General features: G+C 46.3%; 12 protein-coding genes. 6 read left to right on the plus strand and 6 right to left on the minus strand.

The window, feature by feature from the left end; all coding sequences use genetic code 11:
• Window positions 1-7: 7 nt before the first annotated feature.
• Entirely contained in the window at window positions 8-4396 is a 4389-nt protein-coding gene (locus LJF29_RS12835) for a multifunctional 2',3'-cyclic-nucleotide 2'-phosphodiesterase/3'-nucleotidase/5'-nucleotidase (protein WP_229148922.1), read from the minus strand.
• Window positions 4397-4638: 242 nt separating this feature from the next.
• Here LJF29_RS12835 and LJF29_RS12840 point away from each other — a divergent pair, with 242 nt between their 5' ends.
• Window positions 4639-5157, plus strand: a complete 519-nt coding sequence (locus LJF29_RS12840; protein ID WP_229148923.1) for a type 1 glutamine amidotransferase domain-containing protein — start codon at window positions 4639-4641, stop codon at window positions 5155-5157.
• Between the two features lie 34 nt (window positions 5158-5191).
• Here the strand turns inward: LJF29_RS12840 and LJF29_RS12845 are convergent, their stop codons facing one another.
• Together LJF29_RS12845 and LJF29_RS12850 are read right to left on the minus strand one after the other, a co-directional pair.
• The gene (locus LJF29_RS12845; protein WP_229148924.1) at window positions 5192-6388 is read right to left on the minus strand and encodes an MFS transporter; all 1197 of its coding nucleotides are present in this window, start codon (window positions 6386-6388) and stop codon (window positions 5192-5194) included.
• A gap of 257 nt (window positions 6389-6645) precedes the next feature.
• Window positions 6646-6861 carry a DUF1128 domain-containing protein gene (locus tag LJF29_RS12850; protein WP_010333391.1) on the minus strand — a complete coding sequence of 72 codons (216 nt, stop codon included), beginning with the start codon at window positions 6859-6861 and terminating at the stop codon, window positions 6646-6648.
• A 201-nt stretch (window positions 6862-7062) separates the two neighbouring features.
• Here LJF29_RS12850 and LJF29_RS12855 point away from each other — a divergent pair, with 201 nt between their 5' ends.
• From LJF29_RS12855 to LJF29_RS12865, 3 genes are read left to right on the plus strand one after another with little or no spacing between them, the layout of a single operon-like run.
• Window positions 7063-7533: a low molecular weight protein-tyrosine-phosphatase gene (locus LJF29_RS12855; protein ID WP_010333392.1), complete on the plus strand. Its 471-nt coding sequence runs from the start codon at window positions 7063-7065 to the stop codon at window positions 7531-7533.
• Window positions 7534-7551: 18 nt separating this feature from the next.
• Window positions 7552-7875 (plus strand): hypothetical protein, encoded by a 324-nt coding sequence (locus LJF29_RS12860; RefSeq protein ID WP_010333393.1) that lies wholly within the window; start codon window positions 7552-7554, stop codon window positions 7873-7875.
• 23 nt (window positions 7876-7898) lie between these two features.
• Window positions 7899-8726 carry a YihY family inner membrane protein gene (locus LJF29_RS12865; RefSeq protein ID WP_010333394.1) on the plus strand — a complete coding sequence of 276 codons (828 nt, stop codon included), beginning with the start codon at window positions 7899-7901 and terminating at the stop codon, window positions 8724-8726.
• Window positions 8727-8924: 198 nt separating this feature from the next.
• On the opposite strand, the gene LJF29_RS12870 is transcribed toward LJF29_RS12865, so the two are convergent.
• On the minus strand, window positions 8925-10100 hold the full coding sequence (locus tag LJF29_RS12870; RefSeq protein ID WP_229148925.1) for an MFS transporter: 1176 nt from the start codon (window positions 10098-10100) through the stop codon (window positions 8925-8927).
• Window positions 10101-10267: 167 nt separating this feature from the next.
• Between LJF29_RS12870 and cax the strand changes: the two genes are divergently transcribed.
• Both cax and LJF29_RS12880 read left to right on the plus strand, forming a co-directional pair.
• On the plus strand, window positions 10268-11323 hold the full coding sequence (gene cax / locus LJF29_RS12875; RefSeq protein ID WP_229148926.1) for a calcium/proton exchanger: 1056 nt from the start codon (window positions 10268-10270) through the stop codon (window positions 11321-11323).
• 70 nt (window positions 11324-11393) lie between these two features.
• On the plus strand, window positions 11394-12188 hold the full coding sequence (locus LJF29_RS12880) for a YfkD famly protein (protein ID WP_081720826.1): 795 nt from the start codon (window positions 11394-11396) through the stop codon (window positions 12186-12188).
• Between the two features lie 34 nt (window positions 12189-12222).
• Here the strand turns inward: LJF29_RS12880 and mscC are convergent, their stop codons facing one another.
• The gene (gene mscC / locus LJF29_RS12885; RefSeq protein ID WP_083504394.1) at window positions 12223-13065 is read right to left on the minus strand and encodes a mechanosensitive ion channel protein MscC; all 843 of its coding nucleotides are present in this window, start codon (window positions 13063-13065) and stop codon (window positions 12223-12225) included.
• Window positions 13066-14187 carry a radical SAM/CxCxxxxC motif protein YfkAB gene (yfkAB, locus tag LJF29_RS12890; RefSeq protein WP_168747210.1) on the minus strand — a complete coding sequence of 374 codons (1122 nt, stop codon included), beginning with the start codon at window positions 14185-14187 and terminating at the stop codon, window positions 13066-13068. It lies immediately after the preceding gene.
• Window positions 14188-14235 lie beyond the last annotated feature (48 nt).

The following is a 14235-nucleotide window of genomic DNA, read 5'->3' on the forward strand; positions in this document are numbered from 1 at the left end:
GCTTTTTTTATGCTTGATTCGCTCTGTTCTGTTTTCTTCGCTGATGCAAATATAATGCTGTTCCGAGTGCGCTGATCAGAAATCCGGCCAGCAGGATGGAATACATGGAGGTGGCTGTGTCAGGAAGCAAGCCGCCAGCCGGACCGTCTGTTCCTGATCCGCCCGAACCGTTTCCACCAGAGCCGTTTGTCGGTTCAGTGCCGGGAGGTGTATCATTTCCTCCGTTCCCGTCAGTCGGCTGTTTTCCGCCTGGTTTATCGGAGCCTCCGCCATTGCTGCCGTCATCACCGCCTGTCGGCTGATCGGACGGGAATGCCGGCGGTTTGTTGTTCTCACCGGAATTTAAGATCGTGTATTCGCTGAAGTGGTTTGTGTATCCTGTTACCATATCATTGTCAACTGATCCGTTTTCTGTCTTTGTGAAAGCTTTCTTTTTCCGGTCGACATGGTAAATGGCAGGGTTGTGAGCCTCTTCAATATCAAACATCCGAAGCGAAAGCTGAACGGGTTCTTTAAATGATTTCACTTCTTTTCCTTTTTGCTTCACTGTAAAGTCATATACATTTGATAAGGAGACGTTTAATTCTCCTTTAGATTTGATTCCGATCTCAGTATCCGCGGTTTTGATGTTCGCCATTGGAAACTTCATGCTGTACCAATAGTTGAACACCGTCAGGGAAGCATCTAAATCTCTATCTTTCAATAGCTTGACCTGATCTTTTTTCATTTTTAGATTGATAGGCTTCTCTTGAGATCCTTCAGACATTTCATAATAGACAAATGGCGTGTTGGCATTTTTAGCATAAATCGCAAATTTGTCTTCATCGAGTGTCCAGCTGCCATCCTTCTGTTTAGTCGGCAGGAATACTTCTTTAATGCGTCCTTCGATTTTAGGAGAGACCTTGTTTCCGAGTTTTTTCAGCTGTTCGGTGAAAATCTCATAATCTACGTAACCAAGGTCTTCACCATGGGATGCCTCCGTAAAGACAGAGTATCCGTCTCCACCGCTGCCGACAAAATGATTTGTTGCGACGCGGTAGGTATCATCTGAATTCAAATCAACTTTTTCTCCGTTAGGCGATTCGAATTTCACGTCTACAACACGGTGTCCAGGTTCGTTGTTTAATGTAAAGGTATATTCGATTCCAGCCACCTGAGGGAAAGCGCCGCCTCCGTTTTCCACATTGCTTAAGCCTTGTTCAAGAGCTTCTTTGATTTGTTTTCCGGTTAAATCAGCGACGTAAAGTGTGTTGCCGAACGGCATAACGTTCAGTACTTCGCCGAGAGTGATATCGCCTTTGTCAATGCCGGCTCTGATGCCGCCGCCATTTGTAATCGCAATGTCGGCTCCTGCTGATGCTTTCGCTTTTGCCAGCATGCCGTCCGCGATGAAGTTTCCGAGGTTCGTTTCCTTCGTTCGCACATGCTCACGCTGGCCGTCAAGCGCCACATCCGTGTAGCCGACTTCTTCATTTTTAACGTCCTCTAATTCATTTTTGAACTGATCAAGCTCTTTTTTTGCTTCTGCGTTTTCTTCTGTATGTTCATCAATTGGCAGCACGCTCAGATTTGATTTGTCTGTTTGTACAACGCCGTTTTCATCAAACACGACATCGACACGCCCTAAGAATTGGCCATATTCTTTTGCCTGCGCCACGATTGTCGGTTCGTCGTTTTTCACGACTTCCATTTTGTCCACGAGGGTGTGGGTGTGCCCGCCGATGATCAAGTCAATGCCTTTCACTTTTTTGGCTAGCTCAAGATCGCGGTTATGCCCAATGTGGGTGAGAGCGATAATTTTGTTTACTTTTTCATCTTCCTGAATCGTTTTCACGGTGTTCTGCGCAGTTTGAAATGCGTCGTTAAATACAATGCTTTTGCCCGGGCTTGATGTTGTGGCTGTGTCTTCTGTTGTCAGTCCGAAAACGGCGACTTTTTCACCGGCAACGTCTAACAGAATGTACGGATGGATGCCCGGCTCTTTCTTTTCTCCCGCAGTAAAGGTCTGCGGCTTTTTGACATATGATTTCAGCTTAGGTTCATTTGATACATCCACGTTCGCGCTGACGATCGGAAAATCGGGCGCTTCAAAGTGATACCGATTTGCCGGATCGACAGTTGTGCTGTTCCCGCTGAGAAAATCAGAAAGCACGGATGGACCTTTATCAAATTCGTGGTTTCCGAAGGTCATGGCGTCATAACCCATCATGTTCATCAGTTTCAGGTCGGCTAAACCGTTCCATTTCGTGAAATACAGGTCGCCGGAAAACACATCTCCCGCGTCAAGCAGGATGTTGTGGTCTGTTTCGTTTCTTACTTCGTTGATTTTCGTCATTCGTCTGGCTGCGTCATCAAGGTGTGCGTGCGTATCATTCGTATGCATGACGGTAAGATCCCATAATCCGCCTTCAGGAGGATCGGTATCTGAATTGTCGTCAAATTGAAGCTTGTACATGCCATAGCCTTCATTTGAAGAATGTTTTACATAAGCGACATCATCGGCTTTGTCCGCAAAAGGCTTGGCTAAAAGTGAAGATTCAAACGTCAAATTCGTGCCGGAAACCGGTGCAATCGACCAGTTGTTATCGGCTTTTGGATTTAATGTTTCCTGTTCAATAATGTAATCCATCAGCACCTGTCTGTTTTCAACTGCGGAGCCGTGGACAATCTTATCACTGGTCAGATGAGGGAAACCGCCTCCGCCGGATGCGCGGTAATTATTTGTCACTACGAGAAATTCCTGGCTCGGGCTGATCGGTTTGCCTTCATAGGAAAGATTGATGATCCGGCTTGAATTTCCGTTGATCACTTTTCCGTTTTCGTTGTATTTGGCCGGTTTTGTGACATCGACCTGATAGGTGACGCCGTCAATCACGTCAAAGTTGTAGGAGCGGAAATTCTCATTCAGTAAGGCTTGATCGCCGCCTTTTGACGGATCGATTTGATTAAATTGTCCCGCTGACATGTCGAGCCAGTCCTTCACTTCGCTGCCGGTCAGTTTCACGATTTGGAGGGTATTATCGTACAGATACAAGTCACCGACGTTTTTAATCGCAAGATCCCCGGCCGGAATGTTGGTATAGTAATTGGCTCCGTTTCTGCCGCCGGCTTTAAACGGCGCGCCGGCTGACAAAATCGGGAGATCCTTATACTCGGTATCCTTCATTTCGTTTTCCGCGTACCATTTTTGCGCATCTGTCACAATTTGAATAGAAGGGTCGTCCTTGACCTGTGCAAAGAAGCTGTTAATGTCAGCTTCTGTTTTGCCGACAGGCTTTCTGACATATTCCAGCGTGTTTTGATGTGTTTGCTGAATGGTGTTTGTGACGGCTCCGTTTCTGGAAGCGACACTGCCGGCAATTGATTCGATGCTGCCCTTGGAATCTGCGACCTTCCACGAGCCGTCTGTTTTTTCAAGCTTGAGGTCAATAACGCCTAAATATTTGCCCCAGCTGCTTGGCATGACGACCGGAATGCCGTTAATGGTTCCTTTTTCAACATCGAACTGAGCGGCACCCGCATATTCTGTGGAAGGGAAGAGTCCGTGCTGATGGCCCGAGACAATTGCATCAATGCCCTTTGTTTTCGTGGCCAGGTCAAAAACAACGTTTTCTGCACCTGACGATTGCGCCTGCTTTTCAATACCGGTATGGGCAAGGGCAATAATGACATCCGCGCCTTCTGCCTTCATTTTCGGAATCGTTTCATTGGCAGATTCGACGATATCCTGCACCTGAACCTGTCCTTCGAGGTTCTTTTTGTCCCAGGTCATGATCTGCGGCGGGACAAAGCCTATGTAGCCTATTTTGATCTTCTGTTCGTTTCCGTTTTCATCTGTGACTGTTTTTTCGTTAATAACATACGGCGTATAACGGTGTTCGCCGCCAGTTGTTTTGACATTGGCATTTACAATCGGGAAATCGGCTCCTTTGATCGTGCCGTCGAGAAAGTCGAGCCCGTAATTAAATTCATGATTCCCCAATGTGCCGGCGTCGTATTTCAGCGCATTCATGACGCTGATGATCGGGTGGGTTTTCGCGCCGGAGATAATGTCTTCTTTTTCATATTTCACCGCGTATTCGCCCAGCGGATTCCCTTGAATCAAGTCGCCGTTATCGACGAGCAGGGTGTTTGGGTTTTGCTCACGGTGCTTTTGGATCAGCTGAGCCGTTCTGGCAAGCCCGAATTCTGTCGTTTCTTTGTCGCTGTAGTAATCGTAATCCATCATGTTGGCATGAATATCAGTTGTAGCCAAAATACTGAGATTCACTTGAGGAGCCGTGTTTTCTTCTGCGTAAACGGGCGGTGTTGGGAGGATTAGGCTAAGTATCATAATGAGGGGCAGCAGAATACGGAGAATGTTACTGACGTCTTTTCGTCTTTTCTGTATTCTCACCAGTTCTCCACCTTTCAACGAAATTTGTGTTACTGGTTCTATTGTAAGAATATTTTGTAAGCATTTGTAGATGTTTCTTTATGATTATTGTAAAAGGGGGAAAAATAAGTATTATGTATCATCTTTGGGTGATGTGAATTGGGTCATTGTGCTTATCGTGTGTCAGATCTGAAAAATGTTTATTATATTGTGGCTGGGGTAGAGTGTTTTATGTAGACATATTAAGGGGGAGGTTATCAATCATGGGTAAAAAAATCGCCGTTGTGCTGACAGATTATTTCGAAGACAGCGAGTATACTGAACCAGCCAAAGCATTTAAAGAAGCGGGGCATGAGCTGACCGTTATCGAAAATGAAAAAGGGAAAACCGTAAAAGGCAAGCAGGGGAATGCGCAAGTCACAATTGATGCGTCCATTGATGACGTAAACCCTTCCGACTTTGACGCGCTGTTAATTCCGGGAGGTTTTTCACCCGACCAGCTTCGTGCCGATGAACGGTTCGTCCAGTTTACAAAAGCGTTTATGACGGACAAAAAGCCGGTATTTGCGATCTGCCACGGCCCGCAGCTGCTGATTACTGCTAAAGCGCTGGAAGGCAGAAAAGCGACAGGCTATACGTCTATTCGTGTAGATATGGAATACGCGGGGGCTAATGTCGTTGACCAGGAGGTAGTGGTTTGCCAAGATCAATTGGTCACCAGCCGAACGCCGGATGACATTCCTGCATTTAACCGCGAGTCTTTGGCACTGCTTGAAAAATAACAAAAACGGACGCCCTGCGGGGACGTCCGTTTTTTCATGATCGCTTGGAGCCTGCGGTTAGTTTATTGTATCTGTAATACAAAAAGGCAGCGGAGGCTGTCCCGATGACAGCAATGCCGAAGTCGAACATAAAGATATGGGCTATGCCCCCCGCTTTTGCAATGAGTCCTGTAGCAATCGGCAGCAGAATCGACGCAAGACTTGAAGCTGTCGCAACAATTCCGGTGACGGTGCCTTTGCGTTTCCAGAAAAGCTCTGTCATTAATGTAACGGTAATTTGAAACACACCAGCGGTTGAAAATCCTAAGAAAAAGGCCGTGATGTCCAGCACCACTGGTTCGTGAACTGTCAGCATAACCGCAAGCGTACATAATGTAATAACGGGGTACAGCAGCGTAACCATCACCGGTTTTACCCATCTGTTCAGCAAAAGAGCTAATAATAAAACCGATATCAAAGATCCTATACTATAGTAGCTCAGCAATTGTACGGATGCTGATTCAGCTAACCCTGCAGCCTTTTGGGCATAGCTTGGGAGCCAAATTTGAGAGACTGTAAATAAAGCTGTTGAAGTAAAGCCAATAATAATCAGGGCGGCGCCTTCTTTCTTCATGTCGGGTTCTGATAAGAAAGCTGGAGATCCCTGTTGTACCGAGCTGATTGGTTGTTTCTGTTTTTTTGGCAGCGAAACTGCTGATAAATAGAGGATGTTCAGCGCATAGACGGCTGCCGGCAAATAAAACGCAAATCCGTAGAATAGGCTATGGTCTGCCAAAACTGTAATCAGGAGCGGCAAAAGAGCGGCCCCGAGAGACATAAAAGCTTTTACCAAGACATTCGCCGAGCTGGGGGCAGTTGGAAAGAGCTCCGTTAAAGCCGGATATGTTCCTGCGTCCATGGCTGAATTTGCGACTCCGGCTAATAAAGCAAACACAAACGCAAGTTCATAACTCGGTGATAAGGGAATACCGACTAAAAAGACAGCCATCATTCCGGCGGAAGCCACAATGAGCGGTTTTCTGCCTACTTTATCTGATAAAACGCCAGATATTCCGTATGTCAGCAGCTTGCCGAATCCGATAGCCGCAATCACATAACTGATGCCTGTCGGGTCGGTATTCCACTGCTTTGTTAAGGAGGACATGTTGGATGCGAGAATAATATTGACCATTCCGAGCAAGAAGTAGTTTATGTACATTCCGGTTGCTGTTTTGACGTATTTCGTTTTCATTCTAGTACTCCTTCAAAATCTTATTCGACCATTTGCTGTGTTCGCCAAGACCGGGGCCCCTTGCTGCAGCATGATGACGAGTCTGTCAATCGTCCGGCAGCATGCTTCTTCAGCTTGCTGTCATCATGCTGATGTCATCGGGTAGATGTTTGCGGGCATGCCTGCTGCCGCGTCTTTCCGGCTCCCAACGAACGAAAGCAAAAAGAATCATCTTCATCCATAATAAAAAAAGACTTGCCGAATGCCGGCAAGCCCCATTATTTTCGAAGTGATGCAAGTTCTTGAGCGATCGCCTGCATTTCGCTCGGGCTGAATGCTTCTTTTTTCATCACCATTTTATGAAGGTAGGTGAGATCCTCTATTTTTTCGTCGCTGAAGTCTTCCGCTTTGATAACCCCGACATTCAGCATGTTCAGTTTTTGTGAAATCTCTTCAATCATTTGAGTTAATGTTTCAGTATTTTGGCTGGACAAATGATTACATCCTTTCTTTCGCGTCATTTGGTATGTTTTATTCTAACAGAATTCCATCAGAAAAAAACCCTATTCTCATTTCGTCCATTTATTTCAAAAAAGTGGTGACATCAGTTGAAATGTGATTGAACATCCTACTAAGATAGCGGTAAAGGTTTCTTTTTAGAGAAATATGGGCAAAGAATAGGGAGGTTGCACAACATGATCAGCGTATTATTTGTTTGCTTGGGAAACATTTGCCGGTCTCCAATGGCGGAAGCGATATTTCGGGACTTGGCAGCAACAAAAGGATTAGAGGGGAAAATCAGAACAGACTCAGCCGGCATCGGCGGCTGGCACATCGGCAATCCTCCGCATGAAGGAACGCAGGAGATATTGCGCAGAGAAGGAATCAGCTTTGAAGGCATGCTGGCGCGCCAGGTGCGCGAACAGGATTTAACCGATTTTGATTACATCATTGCGATGGATGCAGAAAATATCGGAAGCCTAAGAAGCATGGCGGGGTTTAAAAAAGCCGCACAGATCAAGAGGCTGCTTGACTACGTTGATGATTCAGATCTTGCGGACGTTCCCGACCCTTACTACACTGGGAACTTTGACGAGGTCTATCAATTGATCAGATCAGGCTGTGAGCATCTGCTTGCATCCATTCAAGAAGAAAAACTATTGTAAGGGAAAGGAGAGTTCATCATGAACAATGAACGCTGGTTGCTGAAAGGGGTCATTCTCGGAGCCGCGGCAGGCGCTGCGCTATCCTTATTCCATAAGCCGACGAGACAGGCCTGCGGCATGAGATGGATGACGTGCAAGCATAAAATGTCTCTGTACAAAAACAATCCTGAACTATTGAAAAACAATGTCATTACAAAAATTGATCAAGCAAAACAGCTGGCCCAGACGCTGTCAGATGAAGTCGGCTTCGTTAATCAGCAAGTCAAAGAGCTGAAAAAAACAACGCCGAAAGTGATGGAGCTGGTACAGGAAACGAAGGACCACTTTTCAAAAGATAAATGATCAAACATTCGAGGTGAGACGACATGAACTTTCTGAAAGAGCTGTTCGGCAGATACACCCTTCATGAGGGGCAAAGCAAATCTGCGGAGCTGGCGTATTTTTTTCTATTATCGCTGTTTCCGTTTTTGATTTTTATGCTGACGCTCACCGCGTATCTTCCGATTTCTACAGATGACGTTCTGGGGGTTGTAAAACAATACGCTCCCGGGAGTGCGATGTCCCTCATTGAATCCATTACCCACCAAACATTAAATGACCGAAACGGCGGATTGCTGTCATTCGGGATCATCGCGGCGTTATGGTCTGCGTCTAATGGAATGAATTCCATCGTCAGATCGTTAAACCACGCGTATGAAGTGGAGGAAAACCGCTCTTTTATCATTGTTCGTCTGACCTCAATTTTTCTGACGATTGCCATGGTGTTTACCATTTTAGTTGCCCTCCTTCTGCCGGTATTCGGCCGGCAGATCGGACTGCTTGCTGCGGATTTTGTCGGCGCGTCGGACCTGTTTTTATCCATCTGGACTGCGATTCGCTGGGGAGTCAGCCCGCTTGTGCTGCTGATTGTTTTTTCTGCTTTGTACATCATCGCCCCTAACAAAAAGCTGTCGCTTCGCTTTGTGATGCCGGGTGCACTGTTTGCGGCCATCGGCTGGATTGTCGTCAGCACCTTGTTTTCGTTTTATGTCAGTACATTTGCGAACTATAGTGCCACATATGGAAGCATTGGGGGGATCATCGTCCTGATGATCTGGTTTTACTTAAGCGGGATTTTAATCATTTTAGGAGGAGAAATCAATGCGCTTTTACATAAACGTAAAAAGCTTCCTGATGAAAATCCCTACAATTAGCGCACCCTATAAAGGAACTTCAGTTCAAAAATGATCCGGGGGGCTATACGTGATGACAAAGCATACGAAAAAAGGCGGAAGCCATAACAAACAGAACTCAAAGAGCAAATCGAGTCAAAAAACCAGCGGAAGTGCCAACGGACAAAACGGCTATCATTAGAACAAAAGCCTCCTGACATCATGTCAGGAGGCTTTTTCTTATGAAGAGGAAGAATAGGTCTCAGCCGCGGGCCAGCTTTTCGGTTTGCCTAAAGCAATAGCGAGCCAGACAGCGGCCAGAATGAGGGTAATCAAATAAAACAAGTTAGCGCTATCGAAGGTTTGCATATACCAGCCGCCCGCAATCGGCCCGAAAATGCTGCCGAGACTGAATGAAATGCCGCAAAGCAAATTCCCCGCCGGCAGCAGGTGGGACGGAAGAAGGTCTGTCATAAAGCTGATGCCGAGTGTAAAGGTTGACCCGACTGCCATCCCCGCAATAAAGAAGCAGCAGCCGATCACATAAGGAAACGGGAACACGCCTGCGATGAGAAAGCAAAAGGCCCCCGTCAGCAAAATCACAAGCAGCACATTCCGCCTTCCGTATTTATCGCTGAGAATGCCGAGCGGGAATTGAAAAATAATGCTCCCGATCGCAAATGCAGGAAGAATCAAAGCGACGGCGTCCACAGATAAACCCAGACGCAGCGCATATACAGGAAAGCTGCCGTTTAATGCTGTCTCCAGAAATCCGTACCCGAACGTAGGCATAAACGCAACCCATGCAAACAGCATAGCCTGGTAAAAGCGTCTGAAACTATTGTCTGATTGGGTTTCGTGAGGGCTGGTTTCCGGGTATGCATTTTGTAGCAAGAAAACAAACAGCCACGCAAGCAAACTGATGCAGCCTGACACGATAAAAGGCAGTGCCGGACTCAGCTTTACAAGCGGAACCATAAACGGACCCGCAGCAAAACCAAGGCCAAAGGAGAGTCCGTAAATGGAAAGATTTCTCCCGCGATTTTGCTTTGACGACATGGAGGTCACCCACGTTTGCGTAGAAAAATGAAGCATATGGTCGCCGATCCCGATGAAAAGACGAAGCAGAAACCACACCCAAACCGACTGAAGCCAAATGAACCCGAACAAGCTTAAAATGACGATGCTTCCGCCCATGACAATCAGCGGTTTGAAGCCCAATTTTCTGAGCGGGGCCTCCATAAACGGAGAAGCCAATAGCACCCCGATGTACAGTCCGGTCGCATGCAGGCCGTTAATCGCCGCTGATTCACCATTTGTTTCAAAAATAATCGAGATGACGGGCAGCAGCATGCCTTGTGAAAAACCGGATATGGAAACAAGCAAAACCAGAATAAAAAAATGCTTTCGTGACATCGTGTCTGTTCTCCTTTGTGAGATCTATGTTGATCGTACACCGATTTCCAAAAGCCGGCAACCTGAAAAAAGCCTAAATCGCCCGTAAACATTTGACCTCGTGTAATCATGATGATTTTTGTGAAGAATAAAAATAAAACAAGTCATACAAAAGGAGTCAATTCACTATGAATCGTATCTTTTTTATATTAGTGGCGGCGGGTGTCCCGCTGTCTGTTATCGGCAGTTTGATGCATTGGCCTTCTGCCGTTCTCTTTGCAGTCTATTGTGTAACGATTATTGCTTTGGCAAGCTATATGGGAAGAGCGACAGAATCGCTGTCCATTATTGCAGGGCCGCGGATCGGCGGTCTGTTGAACGCCACCTTCGGGAATGCGGTTGAGCTGATTATCTCGCTATTTGCATTAAAGGAAGGCCTCACCGGAATCGTGCTTGCTTCTTTAACCGGTTCAGTGCTAGGAAATCTCCTGCTGGTTGCGGGTTTATCGTTTTTTGTCGGCGGTTTAAAATACAAGCGGCAGGAGTTTAATATCCATGATGCGCGCCATAATTCCGGGCTTTTGATTTTCGCCATTATTGTGGCTTTCGTAATTCCCGAGGTGTTTTCGGTTGGTATGGGGGATACAAGCAAGCTTAATTTGAGTATCGGCATCAGCATCATTTTGATTCTGTTATATGTGGCGGCTCTGTACTTTAAACTTGTTACGCACCGCGGTGTATATCAGCCAAAAAATGCTGTCAATCCAGAGGAAGAGGAGCAGCCGGAATGGTCAGGGAAGGTTGCCACGCTCGTCTTGTTTGCGGCAACAATTGTCGTGGCGTACATATCCGAAAACCTGGTGCACACATTCCACTCGGTTGCTGAACAGTTTGGCTGGAGTGAGCTGTTTATCGGGGTCATCATCGTTGCGATTGTCGGTAATGCGGCGGAACACGCTTCAGCGATTATCATGGCTTATAAAAACAAAATGGACATTGCGGTGGAGATTGCTGTCGGCTCCACTTTGCAGATTGCCATGTTTGTCGCGCCAGTGCTCGTGATCTGTTCCATCTTTTTCCCGGTAAGCATGCCGCTTGTCTTTACACTGCCGGAGCTTGTCGCGATGGTATCTTCCGTTCTCTTGATGATTGCCATTTCGAATGATGGTGATTCCAACTGGTTTGAAGGTGCTACGCTGCTAGCGGCTTATGTCATTATGGCGATCGGCTTTTTCCTTCTTTAACCTGAAAAAATGATGGATAACAACAAAGCGGGAAGAAAAGACTAAGGGAAAATGCCATAGAAAGAGTGATATGATGAAAAAGCTATTTCATTCCACACTTATTGTGTTATTATTCTTTAGTTTTTTCGGCGTTCAGCCCATCCACGCGAAAAAGCAGTTTAAGGTGCCTAATTCTGTAGCAAGCATCTCGAAGGAAAACACATATCCGAATGCTTCACAGGATCAGCCGATGCTTCAGCCGAGTAAGCTGGCTAAGGAACTGCTGAATTCATCAGAGGTACAGATCCAAAATCCGCACCTCATCAAAATGCTGAACGAGTCTACGGTCTCTGGCACACCGCTTGCGGTCGGCTACCGGGCCACAATATTTCTCGGGAAATGGGCGCTCGGATATGAATCGAATGAAACGGTCGCCAACTGGGAATATAAAAAAATCAATACAAACCGTTCGGATAACCGCGGCGGAAAACAAACGGCTGAAATGCATTACGCTCAAGAGCAGCAATATAAAGTAACGGGCGGCCTGACAGCAAAAGTTCCAAACTCGGAAGATGTCAAAAGCATGATGATGCTGAAGGCGATGGAAAAAACAAATCTTCCGCTTGCATTTGAAACGGTCATCGGAGCGGGAACAAAACGAGATCAAATTTATAAAGTCGCTCCGAAAAAGCTTGGTTATTTAAACGCATATGCTCCGGCTGTGAATGAAAAAGGGAAAGTGACTTACGGAGAAGTCTATTTAGTGCTCAAAGGCAATAAACGAAAACTTGTTGTGAAAAATGTCACGTCACAGGGAATCGGCGCGTGGATTCCGGTTCAAGACCATGTCACGTTTAGCTTCCAGCTTTCCTCACAGCCAAGATAAATAAAAAACTGATTCCATTATGGAATCAGTTTTTTTATTGGGTTCTTTCGATTCTTACCGCTTCCTCAAGCATTTGAACATTGTTTTGGTACAGCTGGCGAACGAGAACCCGTCTGGCGGCAAGGCTGGCGCTAAAATAATCTTCATCCCGCACCATACCCTTCACGGTAAATTCAACCCCGCGGTTAATTTTATTCAAAGCGGTAATGCCGTGTATTTGAAAAGGCTCTGTCGGGTTTCCGAATTCATCCCGCTTCAGTGAATCGCGAAGCTCTTCATTCAGCATGTCGCAAGCTTCCTCCAGCACACTGTATACACGGTCTGGATCTTCTTTAAAGCTGATGAGAAAGGATTCGGTAATCCGCATAAAATCGATATTATAATTTTCTATCTGTCTGACTTCACCATTGCTGATGGTGAGCAATTTTCCGCTCCACTCGCGGATTTGCAGCGAGCGCAGGCCAATTTCTTCGACGGTGCCGTTAAATAAATTGTTTACCGTCACATAATCGCCTTTGTGCAGCTGGCGTTCATAAATTAAAAACACACCCGCCAGCACATCCTTAATCAGCGATTGGGCGCCAAAACCGATGACGATACCGGCTACACCCGCCCCGGCTAAAATTTTGCCGAAATCATGCACAAATAAAGAAATAACATAAAAGATAAAACCAATTGTCGCCGTATATTGGGTGATAGAACGGACAAGGCTTTCGATGGTCTTCTCTTTTCTTTCTTCAATAAAGTCCGTCCGTTTGAAAAATAACTGCACCAATCGGTTAATGATAAAAACACCGATCCACAAAATAACGGCGACGAGGAGAATATCAACGATTTTATTCTGAAAAATCTCCGTAAGTGTTTCTTCCATCCGCATCTAACTCCTGGCTTGACGTTTTGAAAAATCTGTATCCTGGTAGTAGCTGTTTTTGACGAGTACGTTTGGTCCGAGGCACCGGACATTCGGGCAGTGGCAGTTCAGCTCTTTGGCCAGCTTTGTTTCTCTCCACTTTTGGTAGGCGGAAGGCAGGCTGTCCGTTTGTATATTGCCGAGCGGCGGTGTATCCCCGAAGTCTGTCACGATAATATTCCCGTCAAAAATATTGACATTCAGGCGCGACCGGCCGTCAGGGTCATTTCTCACTGTCACGTTTTTCGCCGTGCGAAGCCGGCGCAGCAGCTCTTGATCCTCTTCATTGGGACTGCATGCGTAAAACGGCAGTGTTCCGAACAGCATCCATGTATTTTCATCACGAATATCCAGCAAGCGGTGAATGGCCTGTCTCATGTCCTTCAGGCTGAGAGATTCAAGGGCGCTCGCAAAATCACTCGGATACATCGGATGGACTTCATGGCGCTGACATTTCATATCTTCTGTGATTTGGCGGTGAATATGCTCAATATGCGGAAGTGTGCGTTTGTTCAGCATCGTTTCCGCTGATACCATCACTCCGGCATCCACTAGCTTGCGGCTGTTTTCAATCATTTTATCAAAATAGCGCGCGCGCTGCTCGAAGGTCGGTTTTCTGTCCATCATAGCGAAACCGATTTCCGCAAACTCTTCAACCGTTCCCCAGTTATGAGAAATATGTAACACATCAAGATACGGAATAATCCATTCGTATCGCTCGATATCGAGAGTCAGGTTTGAATTGATTTGGGTCCGCACCCCGCGTTCGTGGGCGTATTTCAATAACGGCACGACATATTCCTTTACGGATTTTAATGAAAGCATCGGCTCTCCGCCTGTAATACTGATGGATCTAAGGAGGGGAATTTCCTCCAGCCGTTTTAACAGAAGATCTATTGGGAGAGCATTCGGGTCTTTGGGCTGCAATGTATAGCCGACAGCGCAATGCTCGCATCTCATATTGCACAGTGTCGTCGTTGTGAATTCAACGTTCGTCAGCTGCATATCTCCATACTGGTCGACATCCATATAGGCTTCCCAAGGGTCGAACTCAGGTGTAATCGGACGCAGCTTCGTGTTTTGTGTCATGACTATCTAACTCCTTTATAAATGAGGCATACTAACGCTGCCAACAGT

Source organism: Bacillus sp. LBG-1-113, assembly GCF_020708615.1.
Taxonomy (GTDB): domain Bacteria; phylum Bacillota; class Bacilli; order Bacillales; family Bacillaceae; genus Bacillus; species Bacillus mojavensis.

What these genes read in the sequence shown, in the direction of transcription:
- LJF29_RS12840 (WP_229148923.1), top strand. Translation starts at nt 4,639, where the DNA reads ATGGGTAAAAAAATCGCCGTTGTGCTGACAGATTATTTCGAAGACAGC.
- LJF29_RS12845 (WP_229148924.1), bottom strand. Translation starts at nt 6,388, where the DNA reads ATGAAAACGAAATACGTCAAAACAGCAACCGGAATGTACATAAACTAC.
- LJF29_RS12855 (WP_010333392.1), top strand. Translation starts at nt 7,063, where the DNA reads ATGATCAGCGTATTATTTGTTTGCTTGGGAAACATTTGCCGGTCTCCA.
- LJF29_RS12860 (WP_010333393.1), top strand. Translation starts at nt 7,552, where the DNA reads ATGAACAATGAACGCTGGTTGCTGAAAGGGGTCATTCTCGGAGCCGCG.
- LJF29_RS12865 (WP_010333394.1), top strand. Translation starts at nt 7,899, where the DNA reads ATGAACTTTCTGAAAGAGCTGTTCGGCAGATACACCCTTCATGAGGGG.
- LJF29_RS12870 (WP_229148925.1), bottom strand. Translation starts at nt 10,100, where the DNA reads ATGTCACGAAAGCATTTTTTTATTCTGGTTTTGCTTGTTTCCATATCC.
- cax (WP_229148926.1), top strand. Translation starts at nt 10,268, where the DNA reads ATGAATCGTATCTTTTTTATATTAGTGGCGGCGGGTGTCCCGCTGTCT.
- LJF29_RS12880 (WP_081720826.1), top strand. Translation starts at nt 11,394, where the DNA reads ATGATGAAAAAGCTATTTCATTCCACACTTATTGTGTTATTATTCTTT.
- mscC (WP_083504394.1), bottom strand. Translation starts at nt 13,065, where the DNA reads ATGCGGATGGAAGAAACACTTACGGAGATTTTTCAGAATAAAATCGTT.
- yfkAB (WP_168747210.1), bottom strand. Translation starts at nt 14,187, where the DNA reads ATGACACAAAACACGAAGCTGCGTCCGATTACACCTGAGTTCGACCCT.